We start from the raw sequence: 18327 nt of genomic DNA, 5'->3' as shown, positions 1-18327 counted from the left end.
GCATTGGGTTTTAGTATTTTATACTCTATGATTGGAATTATTATAGTTAGTTCATTATGTTATCTCAATGGATATATCGCATGGTGGGCATGTATCATAATCAATACTCTTTGTATTTCTGTGGTACATGAAATTGAACATGATTTAATTCATAATCTATATTTCAAAAATAATCGTGTCATGCATAACGTAATGATGGCCTCAGTATGGATGGTTCGCCCTAGTACGGCTAACCCTTGGGTTAGGAGAAAGATTCACTTAAGGCATCACCAAATGCCAGGAACATATGAGGATTTAGAAGAACGATTACTTTCTAATGGTCAGCGCTGGAGCCTGCTGAGGCTATGGATGATTAGTGATTTTATAGTTGCAGTAGCTGTAGTGATATTACAGGCTGGATCGAAGGAGGAAAGAAAAAAATTACTTAAGAAGGCAATTAAAGCGTTCTTCCCAGTCTCACTTTTACACTCACTAATTGTATATTCATTTATTATATTTCACTTGGTAAATGTTGCCTTGCCATTACTTGGCATCGCAATAACTTGGTCTGGAATGACTCTAAAAATATTCAATGCTATTGATGTAATGATGGTAATAATCATAGCTCCTAATATACTTTGGTCGTTCTGCTTACATTTCATAAGTTCAAATATGCATTATTATGGTGATAATGAAAGTGGTAATACTATTCAGGAAACTCAGGTGCTTAACCCTTGGTGGCTTTGGCCGTTCAACCTATTTTGTTTTAACTTTGGTAGCACTCATGCAATACATCACTTTGTAGTAAATAAGCCTTTTTATATCAGACAACTATCAGCACCATTTGCACATAAAGTAATGAAGGATATGGGGGTAAGATTTAATGATTTTAAAACATTTAACAGAGCAAATAGATGGGGGGAAACAAATAATTAAGTAATGGACGATAAAAAATTACTTACCAATAAAATCCAAAGCCAGCCCCCCAATCCATTCACTATCGCCGTCAGTAAAACCCAATAACTGGCGGCGTTCATATTTCACGGTTGGCCCGTTCTTTGTGACCTTATCGCGCAAGCCGTAGTGATGCACCCGCACTAGACTATTAACCGTACCTCTAAAGGTGACAGTGACCCCGTCGGCGTTGGATTCGCTTTTAATAAAACGGGCGGTGCGCAGTTTGGTAAACATCTTGCATTTGATGCGGCCTTGTTTATCGAGGCGTTTTTTCTTGCGGGCTATAAAGGGGGGGGGCGCGTCATAAAGCGCTATATGTTTTTCATCCGTTATATAGCGAGCTCGGGCTTTTTCTTTGAATTGCTTCACTCCCTAGCATGGATTTAATTTTACTTTCTCCCGCTCGTAACCCTAACGAAAAACCCTCGACATAAAAGACTTTTCTCTATTTTTCTGGACTCTGCTTTTTACTCCACGCTTATCCATATACTTCCGAATATGCTCAGGTTTTATGTTGTCTGGCGTCATTTTTCCGAACACAGAAATTATTTTTGATGAATACTTCCGGTAGTCCTTTTATGTTTCGCTAGCAAGTTCGCAGAAATCACCAGACAACAGAAATTTATTAATCAAACCAATAAATGAAGAATCCTCTTTCTGGCTGATCATGAGATTTTCAAAGGCAACCCATACATCAGCCTGACTATACTATGCAGATGAAAATGGCGGATGGTTAGTTGGCCTGCACCGCAAATTAGGCAACAGATGATTATTGAGGTCACTTTGACTGAAGCCTAAAATGCAAAACCGGGCTTAATTGCCCGGTCTGTTTACCTATATTTTTTAACCAGTATTAGAAGTTGTATTTAACTCCCAGCATTACAGCTGTATCGCTGTAACCTTTGTTACCAATTTGCTGGCCGACATTACCCCAGACATTCACTTTCTTATTAATCTGGCCTTCCACACCCACTTTCAGCTCACCAATATTGGCCGCACCGTCTTGCTTAACCGTCATACCGTCCATCGTAGTGCCGAAATCATTAGTATTGTGGACCCAGTTGGCTTCCACAAACGGTTGGAATACACGATCTTTACCTTTATCCTGATCGGCGTAGCCATTCATAAAGGCTTTCACCCCCAGACGGGTCTGGATGTTTCCATCACCTTCACCGGAGATATTTGTCCCATTGGCTTCTTTATGGTCATCGGCTTTAACACCCATCCATGTCACCTGCGCTTTCGGCTGGATAAAGTAACTGGCGTTTTTCGACGCATTCTCACCGATTTTAAAGGTATAGCCACTTTCGACTGAGGCGCTTACGCCCTTAGACTTGTACTCTTCAGAAGCTAAATCCTGACCATTGACCGTGTTGTTGAACCAGCTGTATTGCGCCCAACTATCTACGTATAATCCGGACTTATCTTCGCTATTCGCGTACCAGGTACCGTATACACCGGCGCTGTAGCCATCGATTGAGCCTTTAGAGCTATAGCCAGACACTTGTGAAACAGTCGTACTCTTGCTATTGCCATATCCAGCCATAACACCTAGACGGAAACGGTCCGTGTTGTTATTACTCCACTGAGCAATATCACCGCCCAGTTGCAGGACATAACGATTAGCTTGTGTATTCAATTGCCCCGATGCATCACGTGAACGGTTATGCCCACCTTCGTTACGCAACCACAGACTGGTCACTTTATGTTCGCCGGTCAATGCATCAATATATTGGGTTTCACCCATGCGGTCATTGAGACTCGTTATAAACATGTTATTGGCAGTTGCCAGGTTAGCAGTGTAACTGCCAGCTTCTGGCCGGTTGACCATTGGTTCAACAGATTCAACAAGTGGAACTGATGTTGCTGTACTAGTCAGATACCAGTTGCTGGCATTTATCCCTACACCACGCGCCAGAGAGTAATCATAGGCACCGGCAACAATACGCCCCTGCTTAACAAACTCACCGCTTGACAGCCCATTAACCTCAATCAGTTCGATACCATTCAATGTTGTTGCGCCACTGCCACCCAAGTTAGTCACGCCCACACGAGTTGTGCCAGAAGTATTGCCATTAACGACTAATTTATCAGTAGCTGAAGTGTCATTATTTAATAGAGAATTAAAATTGAGCAAGCCATCGTTGCCGATGTAATTACCGGATACTGTCAATACAGTACCTGGTGCACCATTAAGGCTTACCGTGCCGCTGTTGCTCAGGCTGTTCAGTGTTTGGTCAAAACCAGCTAAATCCAGTAGTCCCGCGGTATCAACAAGATAATCAGAAACTGCACTGAAGCTGTTTGCTGAACTTGCCTTTAAAGTGCCGCCATTAACAGTTGTCGTGCCGCTGTAGTTATTGACACCATTGAGTACCGTAGTTCCGCTGTAAACTGCCACTTTACCACTACCATTAATTGCAGAATTAAATTGATAATTGGTATTCGTATGGTTAAAGACAATTGAACTATCGCCGTTGCCTAAGGTGATAATTGGCGTATTAATATTTCCAGCAGAGGTTGCAGCATAACCCGCGGCACTCCCAATATTCAGCACACCGGTCGAAGTAGCATCGTTAGCAATTATTATATTATCTGTTTTAACGAAACCATTGTTATTGATGGTAAGTGAGGTGTTACCACCATACTCACCGAAACGCATATCACCGTTGTTAATCCACGTGGAATTGGCCCCTGTGACTAAAATGTCACCTCTTGACCCTGAAGCGGCACCCACATAGCTGCCAGCACTAGTTAAACTCCCACCATCAGAGACGACTACTGAGCCATCCCCATTCGAACCTACCATCAATAAGCTAGCGTTTTGCCAAGCAGAACCGGCCCCTGAGATATTTACTCGGCCAGTGGCATTGTTTCCGGCACCAACATAACCCGAATTATCTGTAACAATACCACCATTAGTAATATTTAGAGTGCTATCAGAACCTACTGATGCGGAACTTGAACCAATTTGAAGGGCTTGAGCATTATCCCAACGAGAACCAATACCGGTGATTTCCACCAGTCCGATAGAGTCATTAATATTTCCACTTTGACTGGTTACCACGCCGCCATCAGAAACAATCATGGTGGCAGGGCCATTAGTCCCTATATCTAGCAATGTACCAATTTGCCAGCGAGAACCTGTACCACTCACTTCCACATAACCGGTTGACGTAACACCTGCGGCAACACTTGCTTTTGTTGTCGTTGTAACAACTCCGCCGTCGGTGATTTTAAGGCTACCATCGCCTTCATGGCCGATAAACATACGGTTACCAGCATTCCAGATTGAGCCTGGGCCTGTTACTTCGACACTACCGGTAGAACCTGGATGGTATGCAATATCAGCATCATTTTGGTTAGTGACTACAGCACCATCAGCGATTCTCATCTTGCCATTGCTATTATCTTCACCACCAATCCGTAATCCGCCACCGTTGATCAATTGCGAACCAACCCCACTGACTTCAAGGTAACCAGTAGCTCCAACACCAAAACCAATATGTGTCGTGTTAACTGGGTTGTTTACAACGCCACCATCTAATATTTGTAATGTGCCACTCCCGTTATAGCCAACAAAGAGCACTCCGTTATTTATCCACTTAGAGTCAGAGCCAGTAATAGTCACCTGACCGGTAGCCCCCGAGTTATTACCGATATAACTCCACAGCCCAGCTGCTACATTTCCGCTGGTCAACGTTCCACCATCGAAAATATCCATAATACCTGCTGCTGTATTACCGATTATTAGGACCCCGGGAATATCCCAACCAGCATTGTCAGGTATTACATCACCCGCAAAACCGATGTCAGCATAAGAAGTTGTGGTACTAATCGTAGATATAATAGTTAAGGCAATACAAGATAACTTACAATTAAAAGAACTCATGTTAAGTAATAACCCTGATATAAAATATGATAAAAAGAGTGAATTTATTAATATGAATTTTCGTTTACTTTTTAAAATACATATGAACGTCAAGCTAATTACTTACAACGATAATTCATGAGCTCACAATAACGTGATCTAAATCAAAAAATAATCAGATTGCAGGGCTGATTTTGTAGGAATGTTCCTATTTTTTAAATATCTTAATTTCTGTATCCAGATAATTAGCTGAAAATAATATTCATACTAATCATTGCATTAATTTTTTTTATGAATATGCTTGGGTGTTGAACCGATTTGTTTGATGACAACCAACCAAAGGCGAATAACACTGCCACTGATGGCTGTTCTTGACGATATTAATAAGTCAGAAAAGGTAGAGGGCGGTGTGCGGGGCAGGGGATACAAAGGGGCTGGCAAATGAAAAGAGAAATGCTATCACCTGGTTATACAACGCGCTGGTCTGAGTTGCCACTGGTTAGGTGAACAATGAAAATGATGAGGTCAAGTAGGGGGTGTGAGCGACCAACAAACCGGGCGAGATTACGAACCATAACTCGCCATAACTTTTCCTTGGTATAGCTATAGTTATTTCCGTTCAAGCATATTGGATTTGGCTTAAAGGCTACCTAGCAAACATCTCTGACACTACATATCCAGCCACAAAAGCAGCAACTATGAGGACGATAACAACTACAGTGCTATTTATTTTCATACATCCTCCAGTGGACGTAAAATTAAACTTAGTACGCTAACTGAGATAGTAAGTCATATCACCAATTTTTATACCATTGCCTAGCAAGGCTATGGTTATCACCGCTACAGCAGAAATAGCGATTACCGTAGCCAATACTAAAATTACAGGAATTACATACTCTTTCATCTATCTTCCTTGCCTATCTACAGGCTAATCGTTAGCTACCTAGTCAATAAATCAAACACCAGAAAGCCAAACACCAGAAAGCCAAACGACACAACCGCAACAATGATGGTAGCCGCAAATAAGGTACTATTAATTTTCATTTTACCACATAGATTGATTGAGCGCTTTTTCGGGGCACTTATAGGTATCCCGCTAAACCGAACCATTCTCTTTTAGAGATATTTCAACATACTGAATTGATTGATTATTAAGCATTCTGGCGGGTATTCCATGAGTACACTCAATAATGGTACTGGCATATAAGAGTTAACGCAATCTCATGCACAATTAATAAAAATGAGAATTATTATCAACAACAGTTAAACAAACTAACTTATTTGATTGATTAGTAAGCATGCTGAATCAATGATGAGAGCGGCTATTACGAGCACTGAAAGTAATAGTCAAATCGTCCGTCGCTTTAGGTATGGCGGCTAATCATGGAGGAAGTTACGATGAAAGATATATTAAAAGGTTTACTGTTAGTCGGTGTTATGTCTGTATCTGCGGGAGCTATGGCTGAAGAATGTAATCCTTCCAGCAAATGGTGGCCCTATTGCAATGATCCTGCTACCGGGCCAGATGTAGGCACTTCTGAGTATGCACATTGTCAAGCTAATGGCGGATGCACTAATCCTTAGATAAGCATGAAGAATCCCTATGTTGGGAGTCTAGTTTAATATGCTCAGTATTATCGCCAAACCGTCTACGGGCGGTTTTTACATATCTAGCCCTTAGGTGAATTAAATAAAGCACAAAAGCTCCTCTGAGATAAAGAGAACTGGCAGCCATTGAGCGATATGCTTTCAATAAAGCAGGGGCAGGGCAAGCTAGTCACATATTCAACGCCACATGGCGAAATTGCCCCAGAGTTGAGAAAAATGATTCGTTTGGTCAGAGAGTTAAAACCGGCGATATTAGTGAATCGCTCAGTAGTGGAATAGTAAATAGAAAAGGTGCTTAAAAGTCTCGGTGTTACTTCGCTAACACTCTGTTAAACAGCCATTCAGGTTTCACAACCTAACGTGATATAGTCCAATATTTACGGAAGAATTAATTTGAGTAACTCATCCATTCGCCTTAACAAATACATTAGTGAGAGCGGCATCTGTTCGCGTCGTGATGCAGATCGTTATATTGAACAGGGAAATGTTTTCATTAACGGTAAGCGGGCCGTAATTGGCGATCAGGTCTATGCTGGGGATGCGGTGAAGGTTAACGGTCAGCTTATCGACGCGCGTGATGAAGATGACTTGGTGTTGATTGCTCTGAATAAGCCAGTGGGTATCATAAGTACCACAGAAGATAGTGAACACAATAACATCGTTGATTTTGTTAACCACAGTAAACGAGTCTTCCCTATCGGGCGTCTGGATAAAGACTCTCAAGGGCTGATTTTCCTGACTAATCAGGGCGATTTGGTTAACAAGGTTTTGCGTGCAGGAAACGATCACGAGAAAGAGTATGTAGTGACTGTTAACAAGCCGGTGACTGATGAGTTTATTCTCGGTTTAGGGGCCGGCGTACCGATGCTCGGAACAATGACCAAAAAATGCAAAGTGAAGAAAGTATCGACCTTTGTATTTAACATCACTCTGGTTCAAGGGCTTAATCGCCAAATTCGTCGCATGTGCCAGCATTTTGGTTATGAAGTCACCAAGCTTGAACGTACTCGTATCATGAATATCAATCTGAAAGGACTACCACTAGGCGAGTGGCGTGATTTGAATGACGATGAACTCATCGGCTTATTTAAACTGATTGAGAACTCGTCATCTGAAGAAAAAACGGTTAAAAAAGTACGCGCTAAACCTACTGCAGATAAAAAATCAAATACCAATGGGCCAAAAAAGACCGAGAAACCTGATGGTAACTCTGCTTCTCGTAAGCGATTTTCTCAGCCTGGGCGTAAGAAAAAGGGGCGCTAGATTCGCATAACTATTGTCGGCCTGAGCTCCTCATCAACTCTTTGAGCGAATTTTGCTGCGGGCTGACTTTTATCTATTTACTTAATGGCTGCCGCTTCATGATAGTAGAGTTGAACTCTGTTTTTTTGTAACGAGCGAAGTTGGAGTATCTATATTTTCAACGGGTGCCCGACTAGGGAGCCATTATGTTAATTAATAGACCCTTCCATTTTTTATGTTAACTCAATATGAAAGGGCAGTTTCAGTCATTGATTTATTTTTATGCGAAAGGTGGCTCTTTTTTTAGAATTTTATCGATCACATTTAGTACACCAGAGTCATTATTTGAGTCTGTTTGATACTTTGCTATTTTTTTAATATTTTCAGGTGCGTTAGCCATAGCGAAGCCAAAACCGGCATATTGCAGCATCTCAATATCATTACCTCCATCGCCAAAGGTGACGACTTCTTCATCTTTTACACCCCATATGTTTTGCAATAATTGAATACCATTGGCTTTGTGTACACCGGGTATTATCAGATCGACAGAGCCGTGACCACTGGAGACCGGGGTGACAATTTCGGCTAATTCACTCTCAATAAACGCCATAAATTCAGCCAACTTTTCATTGGGTAGACTTATTGCAAATTTGAATGCTGGCTCATCAACTTGACTAAAATCATCAATAATTTTAAGACGATAGTAATATTTACTCATCGTAGTAAAGAAATCACTGTTGGCAGAACTCAACATGTAAGCTCCGTTTTTGCCACAAATAATGATGTCGATATAGGGTATTGGTAATATTGTGTTTATAACTTTATTTCGATCTTCATCTGATGTTTTTCCACAAAAAATTTCAGTGTTCTCATTGCTGACATAGGCACCATTTTCGGCGACAAATGCTATTTCGTGAGCAATCTCAGGGAAGTAGGTAATTAGCTGATAATATTGATTTCCGCTAGCGACAACAAACTTTATCCCATTATTTTTTAATTGAGAATATTGTGAGCTAAAGCGCTTTCTATCAAAACTCATCTGATCATCGAGAAAGGTTCCATCCATATCAACAGCAATAATTTTAATACTCATTTTATTTCCTTCTTTAATATACCCAAGACGTTGGTTTGACAGAAAATATCTTAACGTTTTTTCATTTAAAAAAAAGCTAGCATAATTCTGCTAGCCGGTAAAATTACCATACTCAGTCACAAATTTTATTTTCAGATAACGTTAACAGACCGCCACCTGCTTATCCCTCTCTGCAGGATTGCACTAGTCGCAGGAATATTTCAGTTTAAAAGCACCTACTGTAATGACAATAAATGTCAGCGCGACAATAGAGAACGCGGTGTAGAGGTCTGTTAGATGGGCAATAAAGCCGATCAGGGCTGGGCCACCCAGAACACCGAAATAACCCAGTGTTGCTACCATGGCAACGGACATATTCACTGGCATAACTTTTTCTTGGCCTGCTAATGTGATCAACACTGGGACAATATTCGCAGCTCCTATTCCGACCAAAGCAAAACCAAGTAATGTAAATTTCCAGTCAGGTATAATGACCGCAACGGCATAACCGACCATGGCAAACAAACTACTTAAGATCAGTACACGTTTGCGTCCCAGGATGCTAACAACCTTATCGCCAGTAAAGCGCATGACCGACATGGTTCCACCAAAAACGGCAAATCCCCAACCGGCATGTGTTATATCTAGCCCACGATCATTCGTTAGAAATACACCACTCCAATCTAATACAGCCCCTTCAGCCATAAAACAAATCATGCACATCAGTGCCATTAATACGAGGCGAAAATTTGGCCGCGGCTTGGCTATTGCAGACTCACTAGGTTCTTTATGATCACCAAAGGGAATTAATTCATTGAAAACTGCCGACGTAATAATTGCTATCAAGACGATGGCAATGAACGTCACGGTAAGAGGCATTAACCCTAGAGCAAACAGGGTTGCACCCCCACCGGCACCGGCAATGGAACCAATGCTGAATAGGCAATGGAAGCCAGACATGAGTGGCTTATCTGACGATTGCTCAACCAGAGAACCTTGAACATTAACTGCTACATCAACCAAACCAATTCCAGCACCAAAAAAGAACAAACAGACTGCCATTAAGGGAAATTGATCAATAATTGCCAAGGTGGGTAAGAAAATACAGGTAAGTACAATACCTAATGACATTATTTTCCTACACCCAAAATGGCCAATAAGTTTTCCGGAGAAAAGCATGGCGAGTAGTGAGCCAGTGCCTAAACAGAGCAAAAGTAATCCTAATGAACCAGCATCAAACTGGAGCCGATTTTGTGCGTAGGGCACAAGTGAAGCCCACAATCCCATAGCAAACCCAGCGATGAAAAAAACAGCGCGGGTGGATGTGCGTTTAGCACGGGTATCCAGCGGAAAATCAATGGCATAGCTAGACATTAACGGGTTACCTTTCTCGGGTTAATCGTGGTGACATTGGGGTTGATATCAATGTAAAACCACTTTATAAAAGACTTATATTAAGTTGTAAAATATAATACCAAAGCTTGAGATGTCAAGAACATTCTGGTTAGAAAATGGGTTTATGCTGGGTAATAGAGGGCTAAGGTGTTGATGCAGGGGTGGATGCTTGATTACTGTCGATTGGCATTATTTTGGCGGCGATAGAATGCTTATCTATAAGCAGCTGTGTGAGCTAAATATCAAAAACTCTAAAATTATTATATGCGTCAAGTGTATATTCGGATATTCCATAATGATAATCAGACTTGATTGAGTCACGATAAACAAAATTTGGAATATGTTTACTATCAAACTTTTCCAGTAATTTAACAGTTAGTTCGCCAATACAACTCTGGCTAATTGTACTCCCCGATATAGCAATGGTAGTAGGGTTGATTATTGCGATCAGAGATGAAGCGATATGAACCAGCTTTTCTAGGGCGAGGTTCTTTTGCGTATTATGATTGGCTTCGTTTTCTAAATTATCATAGAAAGGAAGTTTTGAAACCTCTCCAGCAAATTGGCTTCCGCCACGGAGCATTTCTCCTGAAATAACAATACCACAACCTGCACAATGCCTTGGTGGCATATATATATAAGCAATGGGATCACTTATATTGCGACAATTATGCCGGTAAAACCCAAATGCGGCATAATTCATATCATTGCCGACCTGAACAAAAATACCTAATTGGTGGCTTAATAACTCTGTTATAGCTAACCCTTCAAGATTGATGATATCACAGGTGAGCACTTTACCATCAACCACGACGCCAGGTAAACCGAGTCCTATTGCCTTGATATTACTGTTCTTATCTATAATATTTTGAATGTGGAGGATTAATTTATCCACGGTAAAATCACTATAAACTTCATTATACTCTTTGATTTTTTTACCATCAGCGGAGGTCAGAGCTGATGATATAATCCCTGAATTACCGATTCCTTCAACATAGATGCTTAATACACTAAAATAACTGGCATTATATTTATAGCGTTTTGCAGGCCGACCACCGCGCGATTCATCGAGAGACTCTTCAATAACTTCTCCCTTTGCACATAATTCATTCAAAATTGTGCCGCAAGTTGCCAGACTTAACCCGGTTTGTGTCGATATATCTCCTTTGGTTGCAGATGTCAGTGATTTTAATGTGCTAGCAACCAGCATGATATTTTTTTGCTTCATTTGTTTGGTTGTATTAATCAGCACGGTAGTCATTTTTTTCACCCGTAATTTAATTAAATTGAATATAACATGTTCGTATTTATGAAGAAATAATTATCATAATCTTTGCTCGGAGGTTACAGCGAGTAAACTTTGCTATAAGTTGACTCACTTGTCGACATATCTCATTCAATGTTACCTTCCGTTTAGGTGTGTATCTACTGCGGGTGCCAGCTTGTTCAACTGGCTACATCGTTTGGGGGCTATTTGATGGAATCGCTATTGACTGATCGTCTGTTGTTATTGCCTTTGACGTTACGAGATGCACAGCAGATACAGCAAAAATTTCCAATTTGGGACGTCGTTAAATATCTTGATGCTTCAGCGGTTCCCTGGCCTTATCCCGCAGAGGGTGGTTTAACTTTTGTGCGGGACATTGCATTGCCTAAGATGCAGTGTGGCAGTGGTTTTTTCTGGTCAATTCGCCCTAAAGTTGCCCCTGATACATTGATTGGTGTCATTAATCTAGTTTGTGATACTGAAGATCATCGCGGTTTTTGGTTAAGTCCGGAATGGCAGGGACAGGGGCTAATAAGCGAAGCCAGCACCGCAGTGACCCATTTTTGGTTTACCCAATTAAATCGCCCCTATTTGCGGGTAACAAAAGCTGCGCCTAATCAAGCCTCCGCCGCTATCTCGCGTAAAAATGGGATGCGCTTGATAGGAAGAGAAGAACGAGATTATGTGGGCGGCCATTTCCCGACCGAAATATGGGAGATAAGCCGTGAAGAGTGGCTGAGAAATAATGGGTAAGTAAGAATAGGTTATCTTTGGCGGAATATGACCTGAATTAATTAACAGTGGATGGATATATGGCAAGTAAAAAAAGAGGGATGGGATATATTGCCATCGTAGTTGATGATTACGATAAAGCGATTGAATACTATACTGAAAAGTTGGGTTTCTTTTTACGGGAAGATGAACCACAACCCGGTAAGCGCTGGGTATCAGTGTCACCGAGTGAGGACAGTGAATGCCGCTTATTGTTGGCTCGCGCATCAAATGATCATCAAGCCACATTTATTGGCAACCAATGTGGTGGACGGGTTTTCCTTTTCCTTGAGACCGAGAATTTCTGGCGTGATTATGAGCTGATGAAATCAAAGGGAGTCACTTTCTGTGAGGAACCTCGTAAAGAATCCTATGGCATGGTGGTTGTGTTCGAAGATATCTACGGCAATCGTTGGGATCTTTACCAAAAATAGAAAATCCCATTAAACCCGCCAAGAGTACTGAGTGCTGTATGCCATTCAGTACCTATTTTCTTCCCTCGGTTTAAATCTATCGTTACCATAATTCCCTACGAGTTTTTCAAATATTAATGCTACGCGAAATATTCCCATGCCTTATGCGTGGGTATATCATTGCAAACACAAGGCATTTTGCTTGTGGCGACTATTTTTCGGAAGGGAGTTCGGGTATATGAAAGGAAAGTTAGTGCTGGCAATATTGATTATGGCCAGTTTCTCATTGCAGGCAAATGAACATCATGGTTGGGGTTACGAAGGTAAGGAAGCGCCGGAAAACTGGGGGAAGTTAAGTCCTGAATTTCATATGTGTCAGGACGGACAAAATCAATCTCCAGTTGATATTCATGGAGCATTGCATAGCAATTTAGCGCCACTGGTGGTGCAGTATATTACTGAGCCTCAGAATATTATTAATAACGGCCATACTCTACAAATCAATGTTGCTAAAGGCGATACTATAGAGATAGATGGTGAGTTATTTACTTTGCAGCAATTCCATTTCCACGTTCCCAGTGAGAATGAAATCAACGGGCAACAATTTCCATTGGAAGCACATTTAGTTCATATGAATGACCAGGGTGAGCTATTGGTAGTGGCCGTAATGTTTAATGTTGGTGCCGCTAATCCAGAACTGAATAAGGCTTGGGGCCAAATTCCTGAAAAGTTAAATCAGCAGGTTGCGCTGAAGGAAGCATTAAATCTAAATGCATTGCTACCGACAGATAAACATTACTATCGATTCAGTGGTTCTTTAACCACACCACCTTGTTCTGAAGGAGTTCGCTGGTTGGTAATGAAAAATCCGCTAACTGTCTCAGCCGAACAAATCACACAATTTAAATCAGCTATTCACCATGATGCAAATAATCGTCCGATACAGCAATATCACGGTCGAGTGATTGTTGATTAAAACAATAAAAGCCCGCATCAAGCGGGCATTTAATTGGCAATCTAATAAAATCCTGATGTTGGCAAAGTTATGTGTCAACTGTAAACACACTAAAACTGACGCTACTAATAGTAGAGGAAAGAAAAATTGTTGGAATGAGTAGAAGAGTAAAGATTTCGAAAAGATAGCATCAGTGATAGTGGCCTTTTTTTGTATGTTATCGTCTTTCAAAGTAAGAGCATTCGCTGCTAGCTTTGGATTGGTGGCAAAAAGCGCAAGGAGATTGCTGTGAGTGTGAATAAGATAAGCTTACAACGGGTTTATGATGTTCAAGCACCCTATCAAGCCAACACTTTTCTCGTTGACCGTTTGTGGCCACGAGGGATCAGTAAGGCCCGTTTGGAAGGGGTGATATGGCTAAAAGAGGTTGCCCCGGATAATGCGTTGCGTCAGTGGTTTCATCAACACCTTGATTGGCCGGAATTTGTGGTGCGCTATCAGGCTCAACTCAACAACTCCACAGCATGGCAACCTTTGTTAGCAGTGCTGAAACAGCAACCTATAACCTTGTTGTATGGTAGCCGTAATGCTGAACAAAATCAGGCGATAGTCTTGCGAGATTTTTTGATTAGTAAGTGTGCAGAAAACTAATAGGCCCTGTTAATCTCAAATCAATATGAACAAAGTGAAACTCAGCCCGCAAGTCTGTTTACTTACCTACGAGCTGAGAATCTGTATTAACTCACCGACTTTTGTTCGCGCAACTCAACTGGCGGTGCTGCAATGACTTCATTTGCCTCTTTGGCTGGCGCTTCTATTGGTTCTGCTGCAACTTCACGGGCGCGTTTGCGCAGGCTGAACCAGCCCGCCACCAACAACAGAGCGACGACCGGCAAAGTGGCAATCGTCCAAGTGCCGTTTGGATAGTCGAAAGCCATCATGATTAACACACCAGCCAAGAAAAATAGCGTTAACCATGATGTCACGGGTGCACCTGGCATCTTGAAAGAGACTGGTTTTGCTGTTCCCTTTTTTATTGCCTGACGTAATTTCATTTGACAGATAATGATAAAGGCCCATGAACTGATAATCCCCAACGAGGCGATATTCAACACAATTTCAAATACTTGAGAGGGGACGAGGTAATTAAGTAGTACTCCGAAGACATAAATTCCAACCGTAACCAGTATTCCGGCATATGGCACTGACTGCGGGCTCATTTTCGACATGAATTTTGGTGCAGAGCCGCCCATGGATAGTGAGCGAAGGATTCGACCGGTAGAATAAAGGCCCGAGTTTAGGCTGGAAAGTGCAGCAGATAGCACCACAATATTCATAATGGTTCCAATATAAGGCACGCCTAAATTACTGAAGAATGTCACAAAGGGGCTTTGACCCGCCTGATAGGCATTCCAGGGCAGTAAACAGACTAATAGGACCACCGAGCCGACATAAAACAGGCCAATACGTAGGATGACACTGTTGATAGCCTTGGGGAGCATCTTTTCTGGATCTTTGCACTCTCCGGCTGCGGTACCGATAAGTTCAATACCGGCGAAGGCGAATATCACGCCTTGGACTAATACCAATGCTGGTAATAATCCGTGAGGGAAGAAGCCGCCATTGTCTGTTATCAGGCTCATACCCGAGGGGTGCCCTGCAACACTTTGGCCGGTTCCGAGAAATACCACACCGACGACCAAAAATATTGAAATGGCGGCGACTTTGATCAGCGCGAACCAAAACTCCATTTCTGCGAACCATTTCACGCCAATCATATTCATTGTCGCAACAATCGACAGTGCTCCTAGCGCAAACAGCCATTGGGGAACATCAGAGAATGTCCCCCAGTAGTGCATATAGAGCGCGACAGCTGTGATATCGACGATCCCGGTCATCGCCCAGTTAAGGAAATACATCCATCCGGCTACATAGGATGCTTTTTCACCCAAAAACTCACGGGCATAAGAAACGAAGCTACCGCTGGTGGGGCGGTGTAGGATCAACTCGCCAAGAGCTCGGAGAATAAAAAACGAGAATACTCCACATACCAGATAAACCAGAGCGAGTGCCGGGCCTGCCATTTGCAAGCGCGCACCTGTGCCTAAAAATAAACCCGTACCGATAGAACCGCCAATCGCAATCATCTGTATATGACGTCGGCCCATACTTTTGTGATAACCAGTATCATGAGAATCTAACCAGCGCTTTTTTGCGGCCTGATGGGTCTCCGTAGAGTGTTTTCCTGACATCATAGACATTCCCTATTTTCCTGTCTGTTGTGCAATCATCGTGAATGTATTACTGCAACCGATTGCTAAAGGTTAATGCATAAATAGCGTCTTAGCGCCTTCAGTTGTTATGGTGTATATCATGAGTATTGAATTACGGGAGGGCATGCTATCGTTTCTATCGTGATGAGGCAAAAAAATATTCACTTATAAACTATTTTTTTTGCGGTATTACCAGAGTCACTAATTGAATGGCTAAGATTAATTTATAATCACAGGGCATGTTGTTATAATAACGTATTCAGCACCTCAATTGGTTAAGTTTAGAGCAGCGGGTAACCTGTTGTTTTGTAGTAGCACTTGATTATATTACTTACTTTAGTTACGAAATATTGTTTTACAATTGTTATTAATACTAGTTTTCAACTGATGTTATTTCGATACATTATGACGCTGCATAAAATGTCCACTCTTCATATTGAGGGGAAATGGCGGTTACTATTTCTATAGGTTCTTTTTAAAATTTATTATTTATTTATACGTAGTGCAGTTAATATCCTCAATAATATTTATTAAGTGATTAGATTGCAGGTGATATGCGCATGTCGCGAATAGATTGTATCGTGGATTTTATCTCATACATAGTGCGCTGACTATCACTGACCGTGATGAGAGAAACCCTTATGGGCAGGCTATAACAGTATGATTCACTGTGCTATTGATGTTAACTGGAGCCGTTCGGATTTATATGATCTGCACTAAAAAATTTGACTGACTAGCATCTAAAAGCATAACAGAGAAATCTCTCTCACCTTAAATTATTTAATTACAAAACCTCAAATTAAGTTAATTAAAATAAACTTGTCTATGTGTTCTCAAATACAGAAGTTCGACACTGCGTAGTGGTTCTTTTGTTTTAGATACAGTGGTATTTTGATCCCGTATATTTACACTTTTCTTTAATGCTGTTGTTTTTCTGTGTTAATAGTGGCTTTTTTAGTGCCAGGTTAGTCGAAATTCTCTAGATGAGTATCGAAAAAATTAAATATTGCTAATCGGTCATCACATTAGATTCGTTACCTTCCGTTCCTTAGTTGCTACCCAACAGTAGGTCTATAATGAAAAAAATAAATCAGGATACCGCGCTTACTTCCACTGAAGAGATTAATATAACAGATAAATATTCAATCAAGAGATTGATGGTAAATATAAATCAGATGAATATAAATACCATGCCGATGGCTTTATTTATGACCATTTCGGCCATTGTATTTATTTCAGCCTATGCCAGTTATTTGCCAAAAAATATGATTGGTGGTTTGGCGGTTATTATGACCATGGGTTTTGTTCTATCCCATGTCGGTCGTCATATCCCGGTATTGAAAGATATCGGCGGCCCAGCCATTTTGTGTTTAATGGTGCCTTCTGTTTTGGTCTACTTTGGCCTATTTCAAACCAATACGCTCGATACCGTTCACTTGCTAATGAAGGAAGCGAATTTACTCTACTTTGTTATCGCCAGCTTGGTTGTTGGCAGCATCCTTGGCATGAATCGGGTGGTACTTATTCAGGGGATGACACGGATGTTTATCCCGCTGGTCGTGGGGACCATCACCGCGGTAGCGACAGGGCTGCTAGTGGGTAAATTATTCGGCTTCAGCCTTTATCACACATTCTTCTTTATCATTGTTCCCATTATTGGTGGTGGAATTGGTGAAGGCATCCTGCCATTGTCATTGGCTTATTCTGCCATTTTGGGGCAATCCCCGGATGTTTATGTTGCACAGCTGGCTCCGGCGGCGGTAGTCGGTAATATCTTCGCCATTATTTGCGCTGGCGTGTTGGCCCGTATTGGTATGCGTCGTAAGGATCTGAATGGCGAAGGAATGTTAATTCGCTCAGCACAGGATAATGCCATATTCACCTCACAAGAAGGGCCGAAACAAGCCGATTTCCAGCTAATGGGCGGCGGTTTATTGATGACCTGCGCTTTCTTTATTGTCGGAGGGCTGTTTGAAAAGCTGGTGCATATTCCAGGCCCGGTGCTGATGATTTTGATTGCGGTGATGTGCAAATATGCACAGGTTATTCCGTCGAAAATGGAACAGGGCGCGCACAGTTGGTATAAGTTTGTGTCTACTACACTGGTGTGGCCACTGATGATTGGCTTGGGTATGTTGTATGTGCCGCTGGAAAGTGTGGTGGCGGTGTTCTCTGTCGGGTACATCGTGGTATGTGGAGCAGTTGTGTTATCAATGGCCGCCGTCAGTTTTATCATCGCACCTTATTTAAATATGTATCCAGTAGAAGCCTCCATTGTCACCAGTTGCCACAGTGGGTTAGGGGGGACGGGGGATGTCGCTATTTTGTCAGCCTCTAACCGGATGTCATTGATGCCATTTGCCCAGATAGCCACTCGCATTGGCGGTGCCTCTACCGTGATTGGTGCCACGCTACTATTAGGCTGGATTATGTAGGCGGGATTATGTAAATAAACGCTTAGCGGCTAGGTGATAACCAACAGCATCTTTTATCGGATGCCGTTGGTTATTTTAGACAGAAATAA

14 protein-coding genes and 1 pseudogene are annotated in these 18327 nt (G+C 41.8%); 8 read left to right on the top strand and 7 right to left on the bottom strand.

The genetic code is table 11. From position 1 onward, the window contains the following. On the top strand, window positions 1-915 hold a 915-nt coding region (locus FTA96_RS04685), incomplete at its 5' end, for a fatty acid desaturase (RefSeq protein WP_145573275.1). 18 nt (window positions 916-933) lie between these two features. On the opposite strand, the gene FTA96_RS23720 is transcribed toward FTA96_RS04685, so the two are convergent. Beyond that, on the bottom strand, window positions 934-1305 hold the full coding sequence (locus FTA96_RS23720) for a phage virion morphogenesis protein (RefSeq protein ID WP_145573273.1): 372 nt from the start codon (window positions 1303-1305) through the stop codon (window positions 934-936). A 484-nt stretch (window positions 1306-1789) separates the two neighbouring features. Beyond that, the gene (locus FTA96_RS04675; RefSeq protein ID WP_145573271.1) at window positions 1790-4828 is read right to left on the bottom strand and encodes an autotransporter outer membrane beta-barrel domain-containing protein; all 3039 of its coding nucleotides are present in this window, start codon (window positions 4826-4828) and stop codon (window positions 1790-1792) included. A 384-nt stretch (window positions 4829-5212) separates the two neighbouring features. Between FTA96_RS04675 and FTA96_RS04670 the strand changes: the two are divergent. Continuing rightward, window positions 5213-5314, top strand: a pseudogene (locus FTA96_RS04670) (DUF4113 domain-containing protein); the annotation flags it as partial. Window positions 5315-5579: 265 nt separating this feature from the next. Here the strand turns inward: FTA96_RS04670 and FTA96_RS23650 are convergent. After that, window positions 5580-5711: a hypothetical protein gene (locus FTA96_RS23650; RefSeq protein ID WP_256967527.1), complete on the bottom strand. Its 132-nt coding sequence runs from the start codon at window positions 5709-5711 to the stop codon at window positions 5580-5582. Between the two features lie 1097 nt (window positions 5712-6808). Between FTA96_RS23650 and rluF the strand changes: the two genes are divergently transcribed. Continuing rightward, window positions 6809-7678 carry a 23S rRNA pseudouridine(2604) synthase RluF gene (rluF, locus tag FTA96_RS04665; protein ID WP_145573269.1) on the top strand — a complete coding sequence of 290 codons (870 nt, stop codon included), beginning with the start codon at window positions 6809-6811 and terminating at the stop codon, window positions 7676-7678. A 259-nt stretch (window positions 7679-7937) separates the two neighbouring features. On the opposite strand, the gene FTA96_RS04660 is transcribed toward rluF, so the two are convergent. The 3 genes from FTA96_RS04660 to FTA96_RS04650 form a co-directional block, all read right to left on the bottom strand. Next, the gene (locus tag FTA96_RS04660) at window positions 7938-8750 is read right to left on the bottom strand and encodes a Cof-type HAD-IIB family hydrolase (protein WP_050122026.1); all 813 of its coding nucleotides are present in this window, start codon (window positions 8748-8750) and stop codon (window positions 7938-7940) included. Between the two features lie 183 nt (window positions 8751-8933). Beyond that, the gene (locus FTA96_RS04655; RefSeq protein ID WP_050122029.1) at window positions 8934-10103 is read right to left on the bottom strand and encodes an MFS transporter; all 1170 of its coding nucleotides are present in this window, start codon (window positions 10101-10103) and stop codon (window positions 8934-8936) included. Window positions 10104-10359: 256 nt separating this feature from the next. Further along, window positions 10360-11385: an ROK family protein gene (locus FTA96_RS04650; RefSeq protein WP_186372848.1), complete on the bottom strand. Its 1026-nt coding sequence runs from the start codon at window positions 11383-11385 to the stop codon at window positions 10360-10362. A 216-nt stretch (window positions 11386-11601) separates the two neighbouring features. Between FTA96_RS04650 and FTA96_RS04645 the strand changes: the two genes are divergently transcribed. The 4 genes from FTA96_RS04645 to FTA96_RS04630 all read left to right on the top strand — a co-directional run bounded on the left by FTA96_RS04645 (window position 11602) and on the right by FTA96_RS04630 (window position 14181). Further along, window positions 11602-12144, top strand: a complete 543-nt coding sequence (locus FTA96_RS04645) for a GNAT family N-acetyltransferase (protein ID WP_050107382.1) — start codon at window positions 11602-11604, stop codon at window positions 12142-12144. A 59-nt stretch (window positions 12145-12203) separates the two neighbouring features. Beyond that, window positions 12204-12596, top strand: coding sequence for a VOC family protein (locus FTA96_RS04640; RefSeq protein WP_050107379.1), 393 nt, complete (start codon window positions 12204-12206; stop codon window positions 12594-12596). Between the two features lie 217 nt (window positions 12597-12813). After that, entirely contained in the window at window positions 12814-13551 is a 738-nt protein-coding gene (locus FTA96_RS04635; protein ID WP_145573267.1) for a carbonic anhydrase, read from the top strand. A gap of 267 nt (window positions 13552-13818) precedes the next feature. Further along, window positions 13819-14181, top strand: coding sequence for a DUF488 domain-containing protein (locus tag FTA96_RS04630; protein ID WP_050151280.1), 363 nt, complete (start codon window positions 13819-13821; stop codon window positions 14179-14181). 86 nt (window positions 14182-14267) lie between these two features. Here the strand turns inward: FTA96_RS04630 and ansP are convergent, their stop codons facing one another. Then, complete coding sequence (gene ansP / locus FTA96_RS04625; protein WP_050107513.1) at window positions 14268-15785, bottom strand: L-asparagine permease; 1518 nt, start codon at window positions 15783-15785, stop codon at window positions 14268-14270. A gap of 1094 nt (window positions 15786-16879) precedes the next feature. Between ansP and FTA96_RS04620 the strand changes: the two genes are divergently transcribed. Next, the gene (locus FTA96_RS04620; protein WP_050107374.1) at window positions 16880-18238 is read left to right on the top strand and encodes a 2-hydroxycarboxylate transporter family protein; all 1359 of its coding nucleotides are present in this window, start codon (window positions 16880-16882) and stop codon (window positions 18236-18238) included. Window positions 18239-18327: the final 89 nt, after the last annotated feature.

The organism is Yersinia alsatica, assembly GCF_902170305.1.
GTDB lineage: Bacteria > Pseudomonadota > Gammaproteobacteria > Enterobacterales > Enterobacteriaceae > Yersinia > Yersinia alsatica.
This window is presented reverse-complemented; position numbering and strand designations above follow the sequence as displayed.